This window comes from Marinobacter sp., from assembly GCF_048259445.1.
Classification (GTDB): Bacteria; Pseudomonadota; Gammaproteobacteria; order Pseudomonadales; family Oleiphilaceae; genus Marinobacter.
On the sequence record NZ_JBLXHQ010000013.1, the window covers coordinates 20,607 to 42,919 of the forward strand.

Sequence of the window (22,313 nt, forward strand, 5' to 3'; positions counted from 1 at the left end):
CTGGTCCAGACGAAAAAGGCGCCCAGAGGGCGCCTTTTGTTATCCGCGATACAGGTCATAGCCTTTTTCTTTGTACCAGGCCTGCCACTTCAGTTGCCGTCTCAGCTTCTTCAGGCGGGATACAGATGCATACGCCTTCAGGTAATCGCCGAAGGCCGGCTTTGGTCTTGGTGACTCGTCGAGCCTGTCAGCGAAGCGATCGTACTCTCCCGCCAATGGGTGGAAGCGCACCTTTCGCCAAGGCTTATCCCAGCCGATGTAATGGATGATTCCGGGTGATAGTGTCGCCTCGGCAATTTCGCTTTGTGGGAAGGCTGCTGTTTGCTCATCGGGCCGGTATAAGCCGGTTTGATGATTCCACTTCAGGTGTAGGTGTTTCCATTTATCATGAAGCACACCATTGAGCGCACATTGGTCGTTGGTGCTTATTCTATCGGGGTTTTCCTTTTTGAATTTAAACACTTTTTCCGGTATGCCATCGCGCCGCCAAAGATCGAGGTTGATCAATAACATGCCGGAATTGAAGTACTCATTCTGCGGGATCCCGAGCTTTTTGTAGGTGTGACCTGACAGATTTTCGACAGCGCCAACATGGAAGTCAGAGATGTCAGTTTCCCATAATTCGATGATGTCGCCTTTGACGATCATATCGCAGTCCAGATAAAGAACTTTGTGCACGGAGTCATCAAATATTTCAGGAATGGAAATCCGGTAATAAGCCGATGAGGTTATGTGTTTGATTGTCGGCAGGTTGTCATATCGATCACTGTTGAAAGTAACAAAGTCGATACCCGCGGCGCCCAGTTTCCTGACTTCCCGGTTCATTCTGTCTTTGTTTTCGTCGGATATTCCGCCATCGAGACAAAACAGCGAGACACGCTCCGGCGCCGAGCAATTGGCCAGCAGCGAATAGAACAGAACAGTCAGGTGAGGGGCGTAATTGTCATCAGAGCTTGCAACAATACCGACTGCATCGGCTGGCAGACTCCGGCGCTGATCATCACTCATGGTTGGCCTTACTCTGTTGGAAATTTTTAATATCGGATTGCCGTTTGTAGGCTTTCCAGCGCTGTCTCAATGCGAAAAAATACTTGAGATGGACCTTTAGCGATGCATCAGGCGCGGGGAGATCCGCCCAAGGCGTTTGTTTTACAAACGCCTTGTGTTGGGCTTTGAAAGGATGAAAACAATAGATCGTCCAGGGTTTTTTCTTACCGGTAAAATGCACAATTTCCGGGTTCAGAATCGCTTTTTCCATGCTTTTTTGCGTGTAGGAACTGCCCTCATGATACTTTTTGACGACTTTGTAGATATCGGACTGTTGATTCCATTCCGGCCCCAGCCGCAGCCAGCGCCCCCTCAGAACTGCGTTCAGGCTGCATTGGTCAACATACTGCAGTCTGTGTGCATTTCCCCTTGCGTAGTCGGTGACCTGATGATGGACCCCCTCTCTTCGCCAGCCCTCAAGATCAATTAACAGGACGCCTGAGTTAAAGTACTCAGTGCGTGGCAAACCAATATCCTTACAAGCTTTTGGTGAGAGGTTTTCAACCGCCGCAACAAGATTGCCTTCAAGATCTACTTGCCACAATTTCTCGAGATTCCCGAGAACCAATGTGTCGCAATCTATATAGATGATTCGCCCGATATCCGAAGGAATATACTCGGGTAAATTGATACGTTGGTACACAGCCTCCCCGTATCGCAATGTGGGTAGACCCTGGTAAAGCGCATCATCCGGCTGATGAATTTCGAGTTGGCTGTTTTGTATGCTGATGAGCTCTTGCAGCTTACGAATACTGTCTGACGAAATACTGCAGTTTATCAGGTGAAACGTAATCGGCGTTCGCGGCGTGGAGGCCAGCGCCGACAGCATCATGACGGCAGCATAGGGGACGTAGTTTTCATCACAACAAGCCGCGACGTGTATCCTGGCGGTCATGGGCTTTGATCCTTATCCCGCAGTTGAAGATAAAAAGAGTAGATGAACCCTACGACAACAGCATTGGTATAATGCCCCGTGGAGTACAGGGTATATGATTCAAACAGATTTATTGCCGCCCAGAAACCAAAAAAGCTGAGAGCAAACACCAGAACATCAACGGGCATCTTACCATTTCGGTATGCCGTAAGCGCAGCGTATCCAATCCAGACGATCATGGCCAACAGGATGGCTGAGCCAATCAGCCCGTTGGCGACCAAAGACTCAATGAATGAGTTATGCAGGTGGCCAAAGTTCTTCTTGAAGTGTTCAGAGAAAAACTCGGATTGCTTGATCAGATCTTTGGTGCTGCCAGGGCCCCACCCCATTAACGGGCGTTCTTTGAACCACTCGAGTGCCACCCGCCAGGAAATAAGCCGAACACCGTGACTGGTGCGTGGATTAGAGCTGTGCTCTGGCAGGCCGGTATACTGCTCGATGGAAAAGAGTTGACCATTATCAGACTGACTATTGGAAAACGGGGCCTTGACTCTGTCTGGGGCATTCAGCCCTGCAAGTACAAAGCCGAAAAGCAGACACAGCGCCAGGCCGAAGGCGGCTTTTTTGTGGCCCTTGCTAAATGGTTTGTCGCGTTTTTTCCAAATGAGCCAGGCAGCTGTAGTCAAACCAATCATGGTCGCCATCGTAACCCCGAGCCAGGCAGCACGGGTCTGGGTGGCGATTAATCCGAAGGCCGCGACGGCAAGCGTGAGGAATACAAAAAATATCACTGCATAGCGCCAGCCGGGCGGGCTCGCCTTAATGGCCCGAAACATGAAACACACTGTGCCAATCAGAGCGGTGCCAAAAAACATGGCTGTATGTTGGGCGTTGTGAATACCGAAGTCTTCCCGTCTTCCCACCCAGGCGTTGATCCACTGGCCGGAGCCGATGGTTGTCAGCAAGTATGCTGCAAATCCGAGCATGCCCAGCAACAGGAGGGCCCAGCGATAGGGGCGGGTAACTATTCCCAAACCAAAAGCAACCAGAAATACCAGTACCGGCTTCAAAACGTATCGTGTTTCGCGGGTTTCGGGGTCAATACCTGGCGGCAGGCTGAAGGAATACCAGAGTCTTGCAAGAATAAGAAAGCCGAGTAACGCTAAACAGGCCAGAAACAGCGGGTCTCGGACGATAGCAGACCGCAATCCGGTTTCTCTGCCTGAAACAAAGGCCAGCCAGAGAAAGGTCAGAATCATCACGCTCTCTGCGCCGCGATACGCTGCCAGCAAAGGGAGGTAGCAGAAAATGAACGTCGCGAGAGCGATAATAAACAGCTTTTCGACGATTTTTTTTTGAAAGAACCAGTGCGCGAAGGCCGCGAGTGGTGGGGCGCTAGTCATCCAAAGGCTCTTTGCTGTGCTGCGTGATCCATTCATCAAGCTTGATGCAGACTTCATCCACGCTGATCAGGTCCATAGCGCCTTCGAATTCAGCCTTGGCCCCCCAGCGGACAGTTTCGATGCTTTTACCAGTATGCGCTTTTAGCGCTTCTGCGTAATGATTAACGCACCAGGACAATGAGTTGTATGGCCCCGACCGATTCGGATTGCTCGCCGCATAGAGGCCAATAACATCTGTGCCCACGGCGCTGGCAATGTGTGCCGGCCCGGTGTCTGGAGCAACAACAATGTCAGCAGCTGTCATCAATGCCGTCAGCTGTTTGAGAGTGTCCTTGCCACAGATATTGGTAACCGGTTGCTGCATCCGGTCAGAAATGGATTTACAAAACTCTGTTTCAAAGGGCGCAGGACTGCCAACCAGAATGACATTCATTCCATGCTGGCTGATGGCGTAGTCGGCCAGGCGAGCGTAGCGATCAGCCGACCAGTTGCGAAGCACATGGCTTGCGCAAGGGCTGATAATCATGTTCTGACGATCCTGTTTCAGATGGGCTGACGCAAAGTTACGGTCAGCGTCAGAAACGGGTATAAACCATCTTGGCGGCGCGGGTTCAAGGCCGAGAGGGGTAAGAAAACTCGCCAGGCAATCGCGAACATGCTGTCTGTCTGCGGCTGGAATCTTGCGATTAATAAACAGCCCGTGCAGGTCCTTTCTCCGGGCCTTGTCATAGCCTACACGGATCTTTGCGCGGATACAGGCAGAGGCCAGGTTTGCACGGAATGCGACCTGCATGTGCAGCAGCGCATCAAATTTTCGTCCCCGGAGCGTTTGCCAGAGCTGGGTGTAACCGCGCCAACCACGTTTCTTGTCGAAAACAATAAACTCGACGCCTGGAAGGTCGCCGATCAGTCGTGACTCGATTTTACCGATAACCCAGGTGATGTGGATTCCCGGGCATTGTTCCTGAAGGCTGAGAACCACAGGTACGACATGAGTAACATCTCCTATCGCGGACAGGCGAAGAATACAGACTGATTTCATTGAACCGACATCCTATAGGGGTTTATAAAGCCGCTGTCGTCATCCATGGAGCTTTGCTGGTAATCATTGATAAACTTTGGGATATTCTAACCTAATCTGTAGAAATCCTCTCAAGTCGTCCGGGGCGGTGCCATGCTTTATTACCCATGCCAACGAGAGTCATAATGGCCAATACCGCTGATGTTTCGCGAGTGCACGACTTAGCCTATGTGGTCCACAAGGATTATGAGGGCGTTGTGACTCCCCGCTGGTTTGACCCCGATTCCTGGGGCGGAGCTGCCGAGCTCGTTTCCAGTGGTGGCCGGGGAGGCGCCTGGTTCGTTGAGACTGCCAACCTTTCTGCGGTATTGAGAAAATACTTGAGGGGCGGGTTTGTCGCACGTATTTCTGAATCTGCGTACATCTACCTAGGTGAAAGCCGCGTTCGGTCGTTTGCAGAATTTCGCCTGCTTCTGAAGCTCCACGATGATGGCTTTCCGGTGCCAAAGCCTATTGCAGCCTGCTACCAGAGATCGGGAGCTGTTTTATATCGTGGCGCGATTCTGGTCGAGCGGTTGCGCGACTCGGTACCGTTGGCCGACTGTATTGGTCACCTTTCCCCAGACCGATTGCGGTCTCTCGGTTCGACGCTCAGGCGCTTTCACGATGCAGGCGTTCGCCATGCTGATTTGAACTGTTTTAATATTCTGGTTCGAGAAGATGGGTTTTATCTGATTGATTTTGATAAAGGGAAAATCAAGAAAAAAACAGAAATGAACGCACCCTGGAAGGCGGCAAATCTGGCGAGACTTCGCCGTTCGCTGGACCATCTGAACTGGCCGCAAGGCGCTACAGACTTTGAATGTCTTTGGGCCGCTTTGGAGCAAGGCTACCAAGGTATAGGCTGAAGGCAGGTCTGGATACGGAGGTTGCTGTTCCCGCGACTTTCTCTGTGTCAGGCAGTAGAATGAGCCAATCAGGCCTGGCATGCCGTAACAAAATGGCAGTGCGGCTTCACGAAAAAAAGAGCAGAAGGAATCGGGTTTGATTGAAGCGCAGCCGTCAGAAAAACTCCCGGGCGTTCTTTTCCTGACGGATAAGTGCGACCGACCGGAAAGCGAACTCTTTATCGGTCTTAAAGAGAAAGGGTTTCCAGTAGGCGTCATGGCGAATCCGGATGGCGCGAATTTTGAGCGGCTGAGTAGTGCCGGTCTGATTGTTGGTCAGATTGCCCTGCGAAATCGTTTCGACAAAGAAGGAACGGCGGCTATTCGAAAAGCGCTGGAAACCGGTGAATACGACGTTGTTAATGCCTTTAACCCCCGAGCGCTGGCCTGTGCATTGCGGGCAAGCAAAGGCATGCCGGTCAAGATCGTCGCGTACCGGGGTATTATTGGTAACGTCAGCTACCTCAACCCGGAATCCTGGATTACCTTCCTGCACCCCAGGGTTGATCGTATTGTGTGCGTTGCGGATGCCATTCGAGATTATCTTGCCGGGCTTCATTTCCTCTGGTTGCGTTTGTCGCCGACGAAGTTGGTACGGGTTTATAAGGGCCATGACCTCAGCTGGTATCAGGATGCACCTGCTGACCTTCAGGAGTTTGGTATTCCCGAGGGCGCGTTCACAGTCTGCTGCACCGGTCGCGATGTGCCAAGAAAAGGCTTCGACGTGCTTGTTGAGGCTCTGGCGCGACTGTCTTCTGATGTTGACGTTCATCTGTTATTGGTTGGTGATCTCGACCGAAATGATACGCTTCGGCAACAGGTTCAGGGTCTGCCTCATCCTGAGCGGGTTCACTTCACCGGTTTCAGAAAGGATGCGCCTGCGCTGGCGGCGGCCAGTGATGTCTTTGTGCTGCCGTCTAAAGAGCGCGAGGGTTTACCCCGAGCTGTTATCGAGGCAATGGCCTACGGTGTCGCGCCAGTGGTGACCGACGTGGGTGGTATGCCAGAGCTTGTTGAACATGGTGTAAGCGGGCTTGTGGTGCCTCCCAATGACGCCCAGGCGCTCAGTGATGCGCTTGTTGAGCTCTATCGCGACAGAGAGCGACTGGAACAGATTGGGGGACGCGCACGTCAGAGAATTGAGGCGGACTTCCACACTTCCCAGACGGTGAAACAGATGGGCGATATCTATTGCGAATTGGTGGGTCAGAACTGAATGCGCCGCTACCTTTTCTTCGTGAATCAACCTTATTCCTATTCAATATTGCGACCATTGCAGGCTGAAATCCGGCGCCGGGGCGATGATGTTGCCTGGTTTGTCGCCGGATGTTCAACTGCCCCACTGAAACCGGATGAGAAAAGACTGAAAACGGTCAAAGAGGTTCAGGCCTACGGAGCCGATGCCACCTTTGTGCCGGGTGATTGGGTGCCTTATTTTTTTCCGGGTATAAAAGTAGAGGTGTTCCATGGCATGGCCAGAAACAAGCGTGGCCACAAAAACGAGGACGAAAGCGACCATTACCGAATTCGGGGCTGGTTTGACCTCTACTGCACCCATGCAGAGAAAGATACTGAGAAGTTTCAGGCCCTTGCGCACGAGCTGGGGCATTTTTCTGTAGCCAAGACCGGCTGGCCCAAACTCGATCCACTGCTCCAGAATGTGAATGGCGGCGAACGTGCCCGTCCTGAAGGGGAGCCGCCAACCGTATTTTTTGCCTCGACATTCAGTCGCTCGGTTACCTGTGCGCCTCAGCTGGCAGACAAGATTGAGGCGCTTTCCCGGAGCGGCAAGTGGCGGTTTATAGTAACCCTCCACCCAAAGATGGAAGAATCTGTAGTCGAACGCTACCGAGGTATGCAGAGCGCTAACCTGAGATTTGTTGAAAGTGATGACGACTTGGTTCCGCTATTATCTGAAGCAGACCTTATGCTGTGTGACACCTCGTCAATCATGTTTGAGTTCATGTTTCTTCAAAGACCTGTGGTGACCTTCCGTACAAAAATGCCTGGCCCCTACCTTATTGATGTTCAGAGCGTTGAGCAGCTTGAGGATGGCCTGACGCGAGCCGTCCAGCGTCCGGAACAATTGCTTGCCGCACAAAAAGAGCTGTGCAGCGACCTTCACGTTTTTTTCGATGGGCGCTCGAGTGGACGGGTACTGGACGCGGTTGATCAGTTTTTGGTGGAAAAAAAGCATACCTTGCGCCCCAAGCCCTGGAACCTGCTGAGGAAACTTAAGTTGAGGCGGCGGTTGCATAGGGAATTGGCCAAAACGCCTCACTAGTCAGTGATGTCATTGAGTTTGAACATGATGGGAGTGTGGTATGAAAATTCTGGTCACCGGGGGTGCCGGTTTTATTGGCTCGGCAATGATCCGGTACCTTATCGCGCAAACCGATACCGAGGTCGTCAATGTCGATTTACTGACTTACGCTGGTAATCTGGAGTCACTGGGTGAAGTTTCTGGCAGCGATCGATACAGGTTTGAGCAAGTTGATATCTGTGACCAGTCTGCGCTGCAGGCTGTTTTTGATGCGCATCAGCCAGATGCGGTAATGCATCTGGCGGCAGAGAGTCACGTTGACCGGTCCATAGATGGCCCTGCCGCGTTTATTCAAACCAACATCGTTGGCACCTACACGTTGCTTGAGGTTGCGCGGAAATACTGGCTGGCCATGCCTGAACACAAGCGCGAGGTGTTTCGGTTTCACCACATCAGCACCGATGAGGTTTTCGGCGATCTTACGGCCACGGATGAGCCTTTTACAGAAAGCACCCGGTATTCGCCGAGCTCGCCATATTCAGCCAGCAAAGCCAGCTCTGATCATCTGGTCCGTGCCTGGCACAGAACCTACGGCCTGCCGGTCGTTGTCAGCAATTGCTCGAATAACTATGGTCCATTCCAGTTTCCGGAAAAGCTGATCCCCCTGATGATTCTTAATGCCTTGGCTGGGAAGCCTTTGCCAGTATACGGTGATGGTCTTCAGGTCCGCGATTGGCTCTTTGTTGAGGATCACGTCACGGCGCTTTATACGGTGTTGAGGGAAGGGGAGTTGGGCGAAACCTACAACATCGGCGGGCAGAGTGAGAAAACCAATCTTGAGGTCGTGAATTGTGTGTGCCGGAGCCTTGATGAGTTGGTGGAAAACAAACCTTCCGGATTGACGACTTTTAAAGAGTTAATCTCCCATGTGACGGATCGACCGGGTCACGATCGCCGGTATGCTGTTAATATCGAAAAAATCGCGCATGAGTTGAGCTGGCGGCCCAGTGAAACCTTTGATTCCGGTATGCGGAAAACGGTGAGCTGGTATCTCAATAATCTCGATTGGTGTTACCGCATTCTTGAAAAATCCGACAACACACACTGATACTCAGCAAAGTTGAGCAACGTATGAAGGGTATTGTTCTCGCTGGTGGTACCGGCTCTCGCCTGTTCCCGATCACGATGGGTGTTTCCAAGCAGCTTTTGCCTATTTACGACAAGCCAATGATTTATTACCCGCTCTCGGTGTTAATGCTGGCGGGTATCAGTGACATCCTGATCATTACCACACCCGATGATGCTCCTGCGTTCAAGCGCTTATTGGGAGATGGCAAAAGGTTTGGCATTCAATTGAGTTATGAAACCCAAAAAAGCCCCGACGGCCTCGCTCAGGCATTTCTGATTGGGGAGAAGTTTATCGGCACCTCGGATGTCTGTCTTGTGCTTGGTGATAACATTTTTTACGGGCAGGGTTTTACGCCCATGTTGAAAATTGCTGTGCAGCAACTCCAGCAAAAACGAGGCGCGACGATTTTTGGCTATCAGGTCAAAACGCCAGAGAATTTTGGCGTCATCGAGTTTGATAGCGAGATGCAGGCGGTGTCGCTGGAGGAAAAACCCGAACACCCTAAATCCAATTTTGCAGTGACTGGCCTCTATTTTTACGACAATCGAGTTGTCGAGATAGCCAAAAAAGTAGCACCGTCTGCTCGCGGCGAACTTGAAATAACCGCGATCAATAATGCGTACCTGGACGATGGCTCGCTGAGCGTCCAGCTACTTGGGCGCGGATTCGCATGGCTCGATACGGGTACCCACGGTACGCTCCTGGAGGCGGCACAATTTGTGGAAACCATTGAAAAACGTCAAGGGTTCAAGATTGCCTGTCTAGAGGAGATTGCCTGGCGCAATGGCTGGCTGGATAACGCGGGCATGCTCCGTGCCGCAGCGTTTTACGCAAAAAGTGGTTATGGGTCGTATATAAGGGAGCTGGTCGACGAATCTGACACCTTCGATAAGAGTGATGCGTCTGTTGAGTAACCAAAAAGTTCTGCACATTTGCCGGGCGGAGAAGTTCATTCCACCGTTTATCGATCTGGTGCAGGCCAACTTCGATCCGACCCTGCATGAATTTGTCATTTTTGGTGACCATGAAAAGTACAGTACTGAGGGACTTTCCGGCGTACACCAAGTTGAGAGGGGGGTTGTCGGAAAAACAGCTGCAAAAGTTCGGCTGATTGTTCAAATGCACCGCGCGGATCGAATCATTCTTCATGGGCTGTTCACCCGCGCAGTGATTAAAATGCTGTTTTTCATGCCTTGGTTGCTGAAAAAAACCTATTGGGTTATTTGGGGTAATGACCTTTACGGCAAGAGAGAAGCGCGCTCGAAGCCAGGGTTGAAGGATTTTTCCAGACGTTTCGTTATAAGGCATCTAGGGCATCTGGTGACTTACGTTCCGGGTGATATTGAGCTTGCCAGAGAGTGGTATGGCGCAGGTGGTAAGGTCCATAGCTGCCTGATGTATACCTCCAATCTGTTTTCGGACCCCGGTGTTGGGGAAAGGATCACCGATTTCGTTGAAATTCAGGTGGGTAATTCTGCGGATCCCAGCAATAACCATCTTGAAGTGTTTGAAAAGCTGGCGAGTCTTCCGACCGATCATTTTCGCGTGATTGTGCCACTTTCTTACGGCAATCAGCAGCATGCCCGTCGGGTTATCAGCGAAGGTAAAAAGCTGTTTGGCGACCGCTTTGTGCCTCTCATCGATTTTTTGCCCTTAGCCCAGTATCAAGAGTTTCTGGCAACGATTGATGTGGCCATTTTCAATCATAATCGGCAGCAGGGACTCGGCAACCTGGTATCGCTCCTTGGCATGGGGAAAAAAGTGTATTTGCGGCGTGCTATATCAACTACCAGCTTGCTGGATTCGCTGAAAATTGAGTGGTTTGATGTTGAAAAAATCGATTTGTCTCCGATTCCCGAACATACGAAACAGGGCAATGTACAACGGGTCCGGGATGTTTTCTCAAAGCCCAACTTGATTGCACAGCTTGATGATCTTTTTGAGGGGTGAGTGATGGGTTATCTTTCTGAAAGTGCGCTTGAAGAGCTGAACTTCAAGAGCCTGGGGCAGGGTGTCAAGATAAGTGACAAGGCCAGTATATATAACGCGGAGCTGATGGAAATAGGCGACTTCTCCCGGGTTGATGATTTTTGCGTGTTGTCAGGCAAGATCGTTCTTGGCCGCTACTGCCACGTTGCGCCCATGTGTTTGATTGCCGGTGGACAAGCGGGTGTGGAGCTCAGAGACTTTTGTGGCTTGGCTTATGGCGTAAAGGTGTTAGCTCAGTCTGATGATTATTCCGGGGAAACGATGGTAAGCCCTTTGGTTCCGGCAAAGTACAAGCGCGAGCTGTTTGCTTCGGTTTTGCTGGAGCGGCAGGTCATCGTCGGAACAAACTCAGTCATACTGCCCGGCGTGACGGTGGCCGAAGGCGGCGCAATAGGTGCGATGACTCTGGTGGCAAAGAGCACCGAGCCCTGGGGGATATACGTTGGAACTCCGGCCCGGCGGTTGAAGGCGAGAAAGAAAAATCTGAACGAACTTGAAAACAGATTCTTACAGGAACAAGACGCGTGATTCCATTTAATCGCCCCCCAGTGACGGGAAACGAATTGCCTTTCATTGAAGAAGCGTTGAAGCAGGCAAAGCTCTCTGGCGACGGTCCATTCACTGAGCGTTGCCAACGGTGGTTTGAGCGTCAGTTGGGTTGTGAGCGAGCCTTTATGACCCCCTCCTGTACTCATGCCCTCGAAATGGCTGCGCTGCTGATCGACGTTAAGCCCGGCGACGAAGTCATCATGCCTAGCTACACCTTTGTCAGCACCGCCAATGCGTTTGTACTTCGTGGTGCGCGCATTGTTTTCGTGGACGTCCGTCCGGACACCATGAATATTGATGAAACTCTGATAGAGCAGGCGATCACCGAAAAGACCCGTGCCATTGTTCCGGTGCATTACGCCGGCGTCGGGTGCGACATGGACGTTATTATGGAGCTTGCCAATCGTCATGGGCTTTATGTGATTGAAGACGCCGCCCAAGGCATGATGGCCAAATATCATGGTCGTCCTTTGGGAGCGATCGGTCACATGGGTACGTTCAGCTTTCACGAGACGAAAAACTATACCAGTGGTGGTGAGGGCGGATTGCTCATCATCAACGATGCAAGCTTCGTAAAGCGGGCTGAAATCATTCGGGAAAAGGGTACGAACCGCAGTCAGTTTTTCCGCGGCATGGTTGACAAGTACAGCTGGGTTGGAATGGGTAGCAGCTATCTCCCTTCCGAGCTTCAGGCTGCCTATCTCTGGGGCCAGTTAAACTGTGCCGAGGAAATTCGTGACAATCGCCTGGCTATCTGGGAGCGGTATCATCAGGCTTTCGAGTCTCTGGTTGCAAGCGGCGCCGTTGACGGGCCTGTATTACCAGAGGCGACTGCGCACAACGCCCACATGTATTATCTGAAAGTTCGGGACCTGGAAGAGCGTACCACTCTGATTGATCACCTCAAGCAAGCCGGTGTTATGGCTGTATTTCACTATGTACCGTTACACTCCACGCCGTTTGGTCAGACTGTAGGGCGATTTTATGGCGAGGAGCGTTATACCACCAAGGAGAGCGAACGCCTGGTACGCCTACCGATCTGGTATGGCATGCCAAAGGAGCAGCAGGACCTGGTCATTGAGTCGCTACTGGCGTTCTTTGGCCAATGAGTGATTTTCTCGTTTCGGGCTCAACGTCCACAGGCCAGCGTACTTGTTAAAGGTCACTTGAGCATAAGTGACCGCCGTCAGATAACCAACGGCGCCATCAAGAAACCCGAACCGGATAAAATAAACCTGCACAAAGGTCATTAACCCCCTCAGGGTAGGGTAAATCATAGTGCGCGTTTTCTTGCCTTTCCTGTGTTTCTCCAGCGACCCCAGCCAGGCATATTTTGCGCTTTTCTCCAGTGAGTGGCCGAAGTCCCTGTGAGTGTAGTGAGTCAGGCGGCCACGCAAAGTTCTGGTTTTTCGCCCTTCTGGAATCAGGATCCGTTCGTGAACCAGAGCATCAGAGAAACATACGCCCTCCCGACGGAAAAGGCGCAACGGAGCCCTGCCACTGCGGCCAAAATCCAGTCGAGCGCCATAGATCGTGACGGCCCATGGGAGTTTGTAAGCATCTGCGTCGGGATCGGCAAGCCGGTGGTTTATTTCACGGGCCAGCTCCGGCGTGATGCGCTCATCCGCATCCAGTGACAGAACCCAGTCCCCCGTGGCTTTTTCCAATGCTCTCTGCTTCTGGACGCCAAAGCCGGGCCAGTCGGTGACCTCAACGATATCGGCATACTGTTTAGCGATTTCAACGGTTCTGTCTGTGCTTCCGCTATCGAGAACAATAATTTCGTCGGCAACCAGCCTGGCTGATTTCAGGCAGTCGGCAATGTGGTTTTCCTCGTTTTTCGTGATGATTGTGGCCGATACGGTTTTCGTTCTCTGCCGCACGTAAGAAGTGCTCAGCTCATTGAACAAAGCTGCCGCAACACCCGCAACAGACAGCAGGTAGAAAGTCAGGAACAGCGTTCGGTTAAAGGTCGCTTCGGTCAACCCGAAGAGCAGGTAGCCAACGCTGATCATTGAGCCTGATACCGCGAGATGCGCCGTGGCAGTGTGTGTGCTGAAAATGTGACGAGCGAAAATTGTCAAAGGTATGAAAATCAGGAATGCCCAGCTCAGGATGCCCGGTATGCCACTCGTCGCGGCAATGTTGAGTAAATCGTTGTGGGCGTGGCCGGTGCAGCAATCAATCAGCACGGCAGACGACTCCCCGGATGCGACAGCGGCCTCGATTTCACGCGAGTATCCGCCCAGGCCAACCCCGGTCCAGGGGTTGTCTGCGAACATACGCAAAGCCTGCCCCCAGACTTCCATCCGGATGGTGATGCCGGAATCCAGGGTGTCATTCTGCATAAACCCTTCAATCTGACCGGATACGCGGTCATTGGTGACAATGGCGGACACCAGTAATACAGGTATTGCAATCATGCTGACGATGCGCAGATTTCTGCTGAGCAGGGGCATCAGCAACAACAGAAATAAGGGCAGGGCAACCAGGTTACTCCGGGTTTGCGACAGCATGGCGATTGCTGCAGCTCCGATACCAATCAGGATAAAAATAAGGGCAAGAGGGCGCCTGTTGCTGCGGAAGAAAAACAGCCCGCCCGTGAGGGTGAGAAAGCTGCCCAGCAGCGCGATATTACCAAAATTGATTGGATTTATTCCGCCGCCGAAACGGTTGCTCAGAAGCGAGGCTACAGAACCCTGGCTAGCGATCAGCGCCGAGCCCAGCAAGGCAAAAATGGAGACAGCCAACAGGCCGGCTCCTGCAAATACTGTGTTTGCTCCGAGTCGGGCATAGCTCAAGGCGATAATCAGCGGCCAGAACAGAATAAATCGGGCATGGGTACCAAGCGTTTTGCCTCCCTCATAACTGAAGCCTTCAACCGCCCAGGAGTAAACGCTTACAAGTACGAAAAACCAGAAAGCAAAATGCAACAACCGCAGCTCTTTGGGTTTGTCCCATCCCGCTTGACAAAGGGATTTCTGATAGCTGATTACCAAACCGGTTATAGCCAGCAGTAGAGTGGCGGCGGCCAGCACACTGGACGACAGCAGTGCGCCCGCGATACCGATGACAAAAAGCAGGTGGACAGGCTTTTTGATCTGGTCGGTCATGTCAACACACCTTGTCCGGGTTGTAGGGGTTTTTTTCGCCGGGTGGCCGGTGTCGCATGCGTTTGTATTCCCACTGGTACTGCCCGGGAATATCCCGGATGCAGTGTTCGACAGACAGATTCAGAGCTGTTGTTGCTGCTACCGCGTCTTTATCGTCAAGGCCAGGCTCAGCTTCCCTTACGACAATCCGAAACCCGCGAGCGCTCTCCAGCCTTTCAGCGTAGGTAATCAGAACCTTGGCGCCGGTGCGCTGCATGAGCTTTGATACCAGAGTCATGGTTTTGACTTCCATGCCGAAAAACGGTGCAAAGGCGTTACCCTTGCCACGCGGGGACTGGTCGGGAAGAATGCCGGCAACACCGCCTTCCCGGAGAATGGAAGTCAGCCTTACAAGCCCTCGTCTGTCGCCCCGCACGAGCTCTGAGCCAAGCCTGCCTCGTACCCGGATCATATAGTCTTCGAATTCCGGCATGTTCGGTGGGCTGTAGAGTGCAGCCATTTTGTAGCGGGATGAGAAAAACAGCCCCGCCAGCTCCCAGTTTCCGAGATGGGGCGCGAGCAGAATCAAACCGCTGCCATCAGCCATGGCTTCTTCAATCAGCTCCAGCCCCTCGGTTTCTCGCACCAACCCAAGGCACTTTTCTACGGGCCATTCCCACATCAAGGGAACTTCCAGCATGGTCATCCCTGTATTTATCAAAGACTCTTTTGCCATAGCTGCGCGCGCGGGCTGCGAGAGCTCCGGGAAACAAATAGAGAGGTTGATGTCGGTAACCGCGCGAGGCTTGGCTGGCAGCTTCCACATAAGTAAGCCTACAAGCCTGCCAATCCTCTGGGCGTTTGCCAGAGAAAGGCAGCCGGCAATACGCAGAAGGCCTGCAACAAAAAAGTATTTCAACTTGCTCATTTTCGGCCGTACCGGTCTTCATATCTGACGATGTCATCCTCACCAAGATAAGAGCCCGACTGCACCTCGATCAGCTCCAGGTCGATAACTCCGGGATTTTCCAGAGAGTGCACCTGGCCTATCGGGATGTAGGTAGACTGGTTTTCGGTGACCAGATAGGTTTTTTCACCGTTGGTGACTCTTGCCGTGCCGCTGACGACAATCCAGTGTTCAGCGCGATGATGATGCATCTGCACGGAGAGCTTTGCGCCGGGCTTCACGGTGATTCGTTTCACCTGGTAGCGCGGGCCGCTGTCGATGGAGTCATAGATACCCCAGGGCCGGTAGACCTCACGGTGATTCATGTGCTCGTGCCGGCCATCACTGCGGATTTGCTCAACCACAGCCTTTACGTCCTGCACTTTGTCTTTATGGGCAACAAGGACGGCATCTTTCGTCTCGATGATGACGAGATCATCAACTCCAATAGTGGCAACGAGCCGGCTGTCCGCGCGAACAAGCGTGTCATGGGTTTGATGGGCAATTACGTCACCGCTGAGGCTGTTCCCGTTCGAGTCTTTGTCGCTGACATCCCAGAGCGCGGACCAGGATCCTATGTCGCTCCATCCGGCGTCCAGTGAGACAACCGCCGCATGATTGGTCTTCTCCATCACCGCATAGTCCACGGATTCGGAGGGGCATTTGGCAAACAGTTCCGAATTTACCCGGATAAAGTGCAGATCCGCGCTGGTATCCGTCATTGCTGCGCGGCAGGCAGACAGAATGTCCGGGCGGTGCAATTCCAGCTCTGTGAGATATTGTCGTGCACCGAACAGGAACATGCCGCTGTTCCAGAGATACTCTCCGGACTCAAGATAGGTTTCAGCGGTCTCGATATCGGGCTTTTCAACAAATCCATCAACCGAGAAGCAATCAGCCGCCAGTTCACTGCCGCGATGTATATAGCCGTATCCGGTTTCTGGCTGATGGGGAACGATACCGAAAGTGACAAGCTTGCCTTCTTTTGCCAGGGGTACGGCCTTGGCTACGCCTGTTTGGAACGCCTCGACATCTTTGATCAGGTGGTCGGCTGCAAGAACCAGCATAAGCGGGTCATCGCTGCCGGCGTTCTCACACAGCTGAAGAGCTGCCAGTGCGATGGCCGGTGCAGTATTGCGGCCGCAGGGTTCAAGAATAATGCAGCTGTCTTCATGGCCGGATTGCCGCATTTGTTCCGCAGCCAGGAATCGGTGCTCTTCATTGCAGATCAGGAGCGGTTGTTGGGCGTCCATTCCGTCAAGCCTGGCTACCGTCGATTGCAACATCGAGAGCGGGCCGTCTGTCAGTTTAAGAAACTGCTTCGGGTTCAGTTGTCGTGACAACGGCCAAAGTCGCGAGCCGGTACCGCCAGCCATAATGACGGGATGAATCATGAGCTTACTCCGGGCTTGATTGCGTTTATGAGAGCGTTCCAGAACACTGGATTCGAAGGTGAGATCTTAACATATGGGCTGAGCATCGACAGCGCTGTGGGCCCGATGCAAGCGTCATAATTGTTGCGAGGCTTCCCATGTCTGCTTTCTGTCACTGAGTTCCCATGCAATGCGTTTGTAGAAGCGCTGGGTTCGTCTCGCTATGTAGCGCTTTCGCCATGCCGGAATCGCTGCCAGCTTATTCTGAGCGCCGGGAGCTCCCAGTCCGTCGACCAGAAAAAGCTCTGGTTGGTTGTTGCGCTGGGCAATGACCAGATTGTGAGGCAGGAGATTGCGGGTCAATATCCCCGTGTTTTCGAGCCACTCACAGAAACGCTCCGAAGCAGCTTTTATGGGTGCGTCAAAACCCTGTTGCTTCAGGTAGCTCTCAAGCGTCTGGGCAGGATCGCCGTTATCGTCCAGAATAAGCTCGCTTTCATTTGCAGTACCGAGGGATGTTGGCGTTTCGCCATAGAATCGTGGGAGATGTTTCCAGACACGGGTTTCGTGGCCCTGTTTGATCAGCGATACTATTGCACTCTGTTGATGTGCACGCTGCTCCTGTGTGTTGTCGTTGATCCGGGATTTGCCCAGCAGTTTCTTGAGGGGCATCTGGCGCTGATACCGTGCTTCTATATTTTCAGGGCGAATCACTTTCAGACAGCGGCCAGGCCTGCCCGGGTGCAGGTAGCAATGGCGGTTGTAGCCCGAAGCAAAGGGCTTTTGGTCAGAAAGGTCTATCACGGCAGTGTTTTGTCTCTTCGGAGTTATAGACTGATTGCCGGGTTGAATCTCATCACTGGCAATTCGTTATGCTGGCAACTGGAGCCTGATGGTTATGAGCTTTTCTGAGGTGTCCAAGCTTTGTTTGGCGTTTGGCGATTGTAACACAGAGGGTTTTCGAACCCTCGAGGGCCCGGTCTGGGCTGCGCAGGTTGCAGATGCGCTGGGGTTTGAGCTAAAGAATTGCGGGCATACCATGAGTACCACCCGGGAACTGGTGCAGTATGCAGCAGCGTTTCCTCCATCGGATTATGCACTGGTGTTTGTCCAGTACGGGCTGGTGGATTCCTGGCTGACGTTTCGTGGAGCGCCTTATGTGCTTTATTACCCGGACAACCCGCGCCGGAAACTGGCAAGAAAACTGGTTAAAAAACTGAAGAAGTGGGCGCGTTCTTTACAGCTTCAGAAAAAGCTGGGGGCTGTCGAACAGGTACCTTTGGAAGAGTATATTGAAAATGTGCGGAAAGTCCTGAAGTCCGCCCCAGGCAGCCAGTTTGTTCTGGTGGCGACGGCTCCGAACCGCGACACATCCCGGAACCCGAGAATCCTGAAATACAACTCTGCTCTTTCAAAGCTTGCTGGTGAAGAACATAACGCAATCTATGCGGATGCCTGGGATGAGCTCTGGAATGATCTTGATGCCTGCTTGATGGATGATGGAACTCATTTTACATCTCAGGGGCACCGCGTTGTTGCCGATTGTGTTCAGAGGGCACTCAGGCCCGCGGGTTTGCCTTGAGAAGCTTGTAATAGAAAGCCTCTGTCCGTCTCGCCATAGCCTCCAGCGTCAGCTCCCGCGAAGCGCGCTCAAAACAAGTTTCCTGGCTTTTTTTCAGGCTTTCCGGATCAGCAAGTTGCGCTGACAACAGGGTTCGTAATGCGCTTGAGTCTGTTGCGCTTGCCAGGCTTTCGGCAGGAAGCATTTCAAGAGCACCGTTGACGGGGGTCGATAGCACGGGGCAGCATGCCAGCAAGGCTTCGACAAGTGTGTATGGAAAACCCTCGCGCTCGGAACTGATTACGCACACTGATGCCTGCTGAAGCCAGGCCGCAGGGTTATCTTCGTAGCCGGGCAGTTTTATAAAGCCTTCAACTCCCAGGCGCTGGACCTGCGCCCTCAGCTGTTCTGCCTCGGAGCCCTCGCCCAGAATATAGAGCGGCAGTTCAGGCTTGATTGTCGCCCACGCAGAAATCAGGTTGCCGAATTGCTTGACCGGCTCGAGGCGACCTATGGCCACTGCAAAGGCCTGGTTTCCAGGTACCGGGTGAGTTGTTCTGGCTCCCTTGTTCTGAGGCTTGATCCCATTGTGAATCAGGATTGAATTCTGGTGCGACAACGCCTTCAGGATCCCTTCGCTGACGGCAATCACACCATCAAGTTTGTCGAAATGCTTATGGCTGGATTTGGTGCCATGGACAGTGCCCACCGTTACGCTTCCCTGAGCACCCACCCCAGAGATCAGTGCAGCCGCCTTGCTGCCTTGAGCGTGGATTACATCGGGCGATAGCTTGCGAAGTATTCGCCTTAAACGCAGCTTCAGCAGGGGGTTCCGTCTTCCCCACTGAACCGGCAAAGGGTGGAAAGTGATTTCGTGTGAAAAGCGGTGCCGGTAATCCGGGTGTGCAAGAACGTGCAATTGGTGCCCGCAGCGTGCAAGTTCTTCCGCAAGGTCGGCGGTATGCTTCTCCATGCCACCCCAATTACTTCCTGGAGTGGCGATTAGTTGAGCAACGGTGAGGCGCTCTGGTGAACTCATGGAGAAGACGGCGTTTGGCCAAGAACTTTGCGGTAAACCTCCAGTGTCGACTCCGTTTGCGCCTGCAGACGAAACTTGAAGGGAATCTCGATATTCGGAGCGCTGCCGCTCAACAGCTTGAGTGCAACCTGGGCGAACTCACGGGTGTCATCGGGTGTTACCAGTCCGTCAGGGAAGCACGCCTGCAGTGTTTCTGCCGCGCCTCCTCGGTTAAAAGCAACGACGGGCGTTCCGGATGACAGCGCCTCGGTAACCGTGCGGCCGAAGGGCTCGGGTTTTGTTGACATGTGGCAAACCAGATCGGCGAACAAATAGAGTTCCGCCATGTCATCTCGCTGCCCGAGAAAGGTGACTTTGTCGGTGAGTCCGAGCTTTGCGCGGTGCTGTTCGAGTTCTCCAAGAAAATGCTCTTTGCCAGGCTCCGCACCGCCAACAATAATGCCGTGGCAGTCTGGCTTCTCACGGACGATTTCTTCCATTGCCTCAAGAAACTCCAGTTGGCCTTTCCAGCGGGAAATGCGCCCGGGCATCATAAGAATACGCTTGCCTTCAAGGTGCGGAAATTGAGAAAACAGGGCCTTTAGCCATGCGCCGCTTAACTCCCGGTGTTGAAAGTAATTCACATCAACCCCGCGCTGTATCACGGTCAGTTTATGCTCAGGGACCTTGAAGTTGTGTAGGACGTAGTTACGTACACAGTTGGAAACTGCGATAACGTGATCTGATTTTGCCATGATCGCGCTGTAGGGGTTCACGGAATACATTCCGTGGAAGCTTGAAACACGAGCGGGGCGTTGATGCTCTGGTAACCCTCTCAGCGCCAGATGTACGATCCATGCCGGCATGCGCGAGCGCACGTGGATGATATCTGGCCGCAGCTCCCGGATCAGCTTTCGCATGGGCCGGATTTGACCGAATGAGGCAAGTGATTTTCGGTGAATGGGCATCTGGATATGGGTTGAACCTTGCTCCTGAAGGCGTTGCGCCATAGGGCCACCGCTGGATACAACAAAGGACTCATGGCCTTGTCGCACCAGGTCAGACGCAAATTCCACAGTTCCTCGTTCTACACCGCCACTGTAAAGCGCTGGTAGTGCCTGAAGAATTCTCAAGCGTTCGTCCTCTTTTGTCCTTTTTGCTTCTTGCCAGTGGCCGGAGAAAACCAGCGCTGAATGATCCACTGTGCTGCCCGGTCTGCCTCCCAGAGAGGTTTCTCATGTCCGGTTTTGCCGCCCATTACCGTAGCATGATCGCTCCAGCGGGCTACATAGCCAGTTTCGACTAACCGTTGTACGCCACTGGCAACACGGCTGCCGGAACGCTCTGGTAACTGGAACAGCCCGGTGGGCACACCGGAGGTTGCAGCTTCGCACACCATGGACATGCTGTCTGGCGTTACCCAGATTGCCCTGGATGCAGCAACGCGATGGTTGAGCCAGTCTTCGTGGGTGTCGTCGGGATTTACCACCGTAATCCTGGGGCCTGAGAGTTCTTCAAGCCTTGCTCTGAGAGCTTCAGATGTTCTCCGTGAGCCGCTGATCGTCCAGCGCCATTGCGGATATTCGCCAATCAGATGGGTTACTTGCCCGAAAACAACGTCATCGTCCCATTCGAAATGCGGAGAAGGCCCGCCAAGTAACAGCAGCGCTTCCGGCTTGTCAGTAATTCTGGCAAGGGGCGTCACGGTGTTAATGACACCTTCTGTTATCAAAGTGCTCCGGTTCTGCCCAATCTCGTCATGGGCAGGAATAATGGAACCGTCGACCCATGAGCGAGGGAACCCGGGCTTCATGATAATCAGAGTTTTGGCATTCCTGAGCCGGCGCAATGAGAGAAGAAGTCTGTGAGTGCCCGAGCCGGCAGCGATAATCAGGTCTGGATTCGGGAGTGCTTTATCCAGTGCAGGTGGAATCGCCAGCAGCGCGCGCCAGACTGGAACGCTTATGTCATGAGCGTTGATCCAGAACAAACTCGCGCCGGCCTTGACCCGCAAGCGGTTGCCCAGACCTCTCAGTTGGTTGCGGTGCCCGGGTTTGTTGTCCGTGAGCAACCATATTACTGGTGCTGCTGATGCTTTATTTGTCGCCATAGAAACCCGGATCGTCCACGTTTGGCCGCGTTTTAAAGCGTCGGTGCATCCACAGATACTGGTCTGGGGCGCGTCGTATCTCCCGCTCAAGAATCTGGTTGATCATGGTTGCGTCCTGCAGGTCGTCACCGCTTGGAAAGGATTCCAGCGGAGGGTGAAAATAAATGTCGTAACCGGGCTTGTCTTCCCGGCGGAAGTGACTGAACGGAACCACCTTGCATTCACTGCGCGCCGCAATGCGTGACGTTGCGGTTATGGTGCCGGTCGGTATGCCAAAGAATGGCGCAAACACGATATCTTTGCGCCCATAGTCCTGATCTGTGGCATACCATACGGTACGATTCTTTTGCAGGCTTCGGAACAAGCCCCGAAGATCCCGGGCGCCAAGAACCTTTTCGTAGCGACGCTCCCGTGCCCGGGTCATGACAGCGTTCATAAGCGGGTTGTTATGGTCTCTCTGCATTACATCCGCTTCAATATACTCTGTCACCAGGCTGCCACCGAGATCCAGTGTGCTGTAGTGACCGCCCAGCAGCAGTACGCCCTTGCCTTCGGCCAATGCACTGTCGAGATGTTCTTTGCCGTGAACTTTCGTTATACCGGTAAGCTTCGCCGGGTTTCGGAACCATGCAATACCCAGTTCGATCAAGCCGATGCCGTTGGCGATAAAGGTATTTCGAACCAGCGCGGCCTGCTGTGCCTGATTGAACTCCGGGAAGCACAGCCGTATGTTGACTTCGGTTATGTGGCGGCGTCTGCTCGCAAAGCGCCAGGCCAGAATGCCGGCGCATTTGCCAAGCCACCATTGTAAACGGATGGGAAGCTGCGCCACACACCACATAACAACAATCCCGGCCCAGGTCGACCACCAGCGAGGGTGGCAATAGGCGGAGTAGTCTGTGTTGCGTGGTTGTTTGCGGTATTTCTTCTTCACTTGAAACATGTCCCGGGAAGTCAGTGGGTTGCTGGCCAGGCTATGGTGCCCGGCTGG

At 53.1% G+C, this 22,313-nt stretch carries 21 protein-coding genes; 9 read left to right on the plus strand and 12 right to left on the minus strand.

What is annotated here, in order from left to right; translation table 11 throughout:
• Nucleotides 1-39 precede the first annotated feature (39 nt).
• Genes ACN0RL_RS10790 through ACN0RL_RS10805 form a run of 4 tightly spaced genes read right to left on the minus strand, consistent with a single transcriptional unit; the run spans nucleotide 40 to nucleotide 4,366 of the window.
• Nucleotides 40-1,008 (minus strand): glycosyltransferase family 8 protein, encoded by a 969-nt coding sequence (locus tag ACN0RL_RS10790; RefSeq protein WP_417516570.1) that lies wholly within the window; start codon nucleotides 1,006-1,008, stop codon nucleotides 40-42.
• On the minus strand, nucleotides 1,001-1,942 hold the full coding sequence (locus tag ACN0RL_RS10795) for a glycosyltransferase family 8 protein (protein WP_417516572.1): 942 nt from the start codon (nucleotides 1,940-1,942) through the stop codon (nucleotides 1,001-1,003). The genes ACN0RL_RS10790 and ACN0RL_RS10795 overlap by 8 nt, the downstream gene beginning before the upstream one ends.
• Nucleotides 1,939-3,324, minus strand: a complete 1,386-nt coding sequence (locus ACN0RL_RS10800) for an O-antigen ligase family protein (RefSeq protein WP_417516574.1) — start codon at nucleotides 3,322-3,324, stop codon at nucleotides 1,939-1,941. The genes ACN0RL_RS10795 and ACN0RL_RS10800 overlap by 4 nt, the downstream gene beginning before the upstream one ends.
• Nucleotides 3,317-4,366, minus strand: coding sequence for a glycosyltransferase family 9 protein (locus ACN0RL_RS10805; RefSeq protein WP_417516576.1), 1,050 nt, complete (start codon nucleotides 4,364-4,366; stop codon nucleotides 3,317-3,319). Before ACN0RL_RS10805 ends, ACN0RL_RS10800 begins: the two co-directional genes overlap by 8 nt.
• 164 nt (nucleotides 4,367-4,530) lie before the next feature.
• Between ACN0RL_RS10805 and ACN0RL_RS10810 the strand changes: the two genes are divergently transcribed.
• The 8 genes from ACN0RL_RS10810 (at nucleotide 4,531) to rffA (ending at nucleotide 12,331) form a co-directional block, all read left to right on the plus strand.
• Nucleotides 4,531-5,253 carry a 3-deoxy-D-manno-octulosonic acid kinase gene (locus ACN0RL_RS10810; RefSeq protein ID WP_417516578.1) on the plus strand — a complete coding sequence of 241 codons (723 nt, stop codon included), beginning with the start codon at nucleotides 4,531-4,533 and terminating at the stop codon, nucleotides 5,251-5,253.
• Between the two features lie 136 nt (nucleotides 5,254-5,389).
• Nucleotides 5,390-6,508, plus strand: a complete 1,119-nt coding sequence (locus tag ACN0RL_RS10815) for a glycosyltransferase family 4 protein (protein WP_417516580.1) — start codon at nucleotides 5,390-5,392, stop codon at nucleotides 6,506-6,508.
• A complete protein-coding gene (locus ACN0RL_RS10820; RefSeq protein ID WP_417516582.1) occupies nucleotides 6,509-7,576 on the plus strand; it encodes a CDP-glycerol glycerophosphotransferase family protein in 1,068 nt (355 codons plus the stop codon).
• 40 nt (nucleotides 7,577-7,616) lie between these two features.
• Nucleotides 7,617-8,663: a dTDP-glucose 4,6-dehydratase gene (rfbB, locus tag ACN0RL_RS10825; RefSeq protein WP_417516584.1), complete on the plus strand. Its 1,047-nt coding sequence runs from the start codon at nucleotides 7,617-7,619 to the stop codon at nucleotides 8,661-8,663.
• Nucleotides 8,664-8,686: 23 nt separating this feature from the next.
• Nucleotides 8,687-9,598: a glucose-1-phosphate thymidylyltransferase RfbA gene (gene rfbA, locus ACN0RL_RS10830; RefSeq protein WP_417516586.1), complete on the plus strand. Its 912-nt coding sequence runs from the start codon at nucleotides 8,687-8,689 to the stop codon at nucleotides 9,596-9,598.
• Nucleotides 9,582-10,634 (plus strand): TDP-N-acetylfucosamine:lipid II N-acetylfucosaminyltransferase, encoded by a 1,053-nt coding sequence (locus ACN0RL_RS10835; protein ID WP_417516588.1) that lies wholly within the window; start codon nucleotides 9,582-9,584, stop codon nucleotides 10,632-10,634. The genes rfbA and ACN0RL_RS10835 overlap by 17 nt, the downstream gene beginning before the upstream one ends.
• Nucleotides 10,635-10,637: 3 nt before the next feature.
• Complete coding sequence (locus ACN0RL_RS10840) at nucleotides 10,638-11,201, plus strand: acyltransferase (protein WP_417516590.1); 564 nt, start codon at nucleotides 10,638-10,640, stop codon at nucleotides 11,199-11,201.
• The gene (rffA, locus tag ACN0RL_RS10845; protein ID WP_417516592.1) at nucleotides 11,198-12,331 is read left to right on the plus strand and encodes a dTDP-4-amino-4,6-dideoxygalactose transaminase; all 1,134 of its coding nucleotides are present in this window, start codon (nucleotides 11,198-11,200) and stop codon (nucleotides 12,329-12,331) included. The genes ACN0RL_RS10840 and rffA overlap by 4 nt, the downstream gene beginning before the upstream one ends.
• On the opposite strand, the gene ACN0RL_RS10850 is transcribed toward rffA, so the two are convergent.
• The 4 genes from ACN0RL_RS10850 to ACN0RL_RS10865 form a co-directional block, all read right to left on the minus strand.
• Nucleotides 12,308-14,335: an O-antigen ligase family protein gene (locus ACN0RL_RS10850; RefSeq protein ID WP_417516594.1), complete on the minus strand. Its 2,028-nt coding sequence runs from the start codon at nucleotides 14,333-14,335 to the stop codon at nucleotides 12,308-12,310. The two genes, rffA and ACN0RL_RS10850, sit on opposite strands and share 24 nt — an antisense overlap.
• Before the next feature lies 1 nt (nucleotide 14,336).
• Nucleotides 14,337-15,242, minus strand: a complete 906-nt coding sequence (locus tag ACN0RL_RS10855) for a lysophospholipid acyltransferase family protein (protein ID WP_417516596.1) — start codon at nucleotides 15,240-15,242, stop codon at nucleotides 14,337-14,339.
• Complete coding sequence (locus tag ACN0RL_RS10860) at nucleotides 15,239-16,654, minus strand: mannose-1-phosphate guanylyltransferase/mannose-6-phosphate isomerase (RefSeq protein ID WP_417516598.1); 1,416 nt, start codon at nucleotides 16,652-16,654, stop codon at nucleotides 15,239-15,241. The genes ACN0RL_RS10855 and ACN0RL_RS10860 overlap by 4 nt, the downstream gene beginning before the upstream one ends.
• A gap of 114 nt (nucleotides 16,655-16,768) precedes the next feature.
• Complete coding sequence (locus ACN0RL_RS10865; protein WP_417516600.1) at nucleotides 16,769-17,437, minus strand: YrbL family protein; 669 nt, start codon at nucleotides 17,435-17,437, stop codon at nucleotides 16,769-16,771.
• 94 nt (nucleotides 17,438-17,531) lie between these two features.
• Between ACN0RL_RS10865 and ACN0RL_RS10870 the strand changes: the two genes are divergently transcribed.
• Entirely contained in the window at nucleotides 17,532-18,215 is a 684-nt protein-coding gene (locus ACN0RL_RS10870) for an SGNH/GDSL hydrolase family protein (RefSeq protein ID WP_417516602.1), read from the plus strand.
• On the opposite strand, the gene ACN0RL_RS10875 is transcribed toward ACN0RL_RS10870, so the two are convergent.
• From ACN0RL_RS10875 to lpxL, 4 genes are all read right to left on the minus strand, one after another.
• The gene (locus tag ACN0RL_RS10875) at nucleotides 18,193-19,167 is read right to left on the minus strand and encodes a glycosyltransferase (RefSeq protein ID WP_417516604.1); all 975 of its coding nucleotides are present in this window, start codon (nucleotides 19,165-19,167) and stop codon (nucleotides 18,193-18,195) included. The genes ACN0RL_RS10870 and ACN0RL_RS10875 overlap by 23 nt on opposite strands.
• A 62-nt stretch (nucleotides 19,168-19,229) precedes the next feature.
• Nucleotides 19,230-20,345, minus strand: coding sequence for a glycosyltransferase family 4 protein (locus ACN0RL_RS10880; RefSeq protein WP_417516607.1), 1,116 nt, complete (start codon nucleotides 20,343-20,345; stop codon nucleotides 19,230-19,232).
• On the minus strand, nucleotides 20,342-21,322 hold the full coding sequence (locus ACN0RL_RS10885; RefSeq protein WP_417516609.1) for a mitochondrial fission ELM1 family protein: 981 nt from the start codon (nucleotides 21,320-21,322) through the stop codon (nucleotides 20,342-20,344). The genes ACN0RL_RS10880 and ACN0RL_RS10885 overlap by 4 nt, the downstream gene beginning before the upstream one ends.
• Nucleotides 21,309-22,265 (minus strand): LpxL/LpxP family Kdo(2)-lipid IV(A) lauroyl/palmitoleoyl acyltransferase, encoded by a 957-nt coding sequence (gene lpxL, locus ACN0RL_RS10890; protein ID WP_417516734.1) that lies wholly within the window; start codon nucleotides 22,263-22,265, stop codon nucleotides 21,309-21,311. Before lpxL ends, ACN0RL_RS10885 begins: the two co-directional genes overlap by 14 nt.
• Between the last annotated feature and the right edge of the window lie 48 nt (nucleotides 22,266-22,313).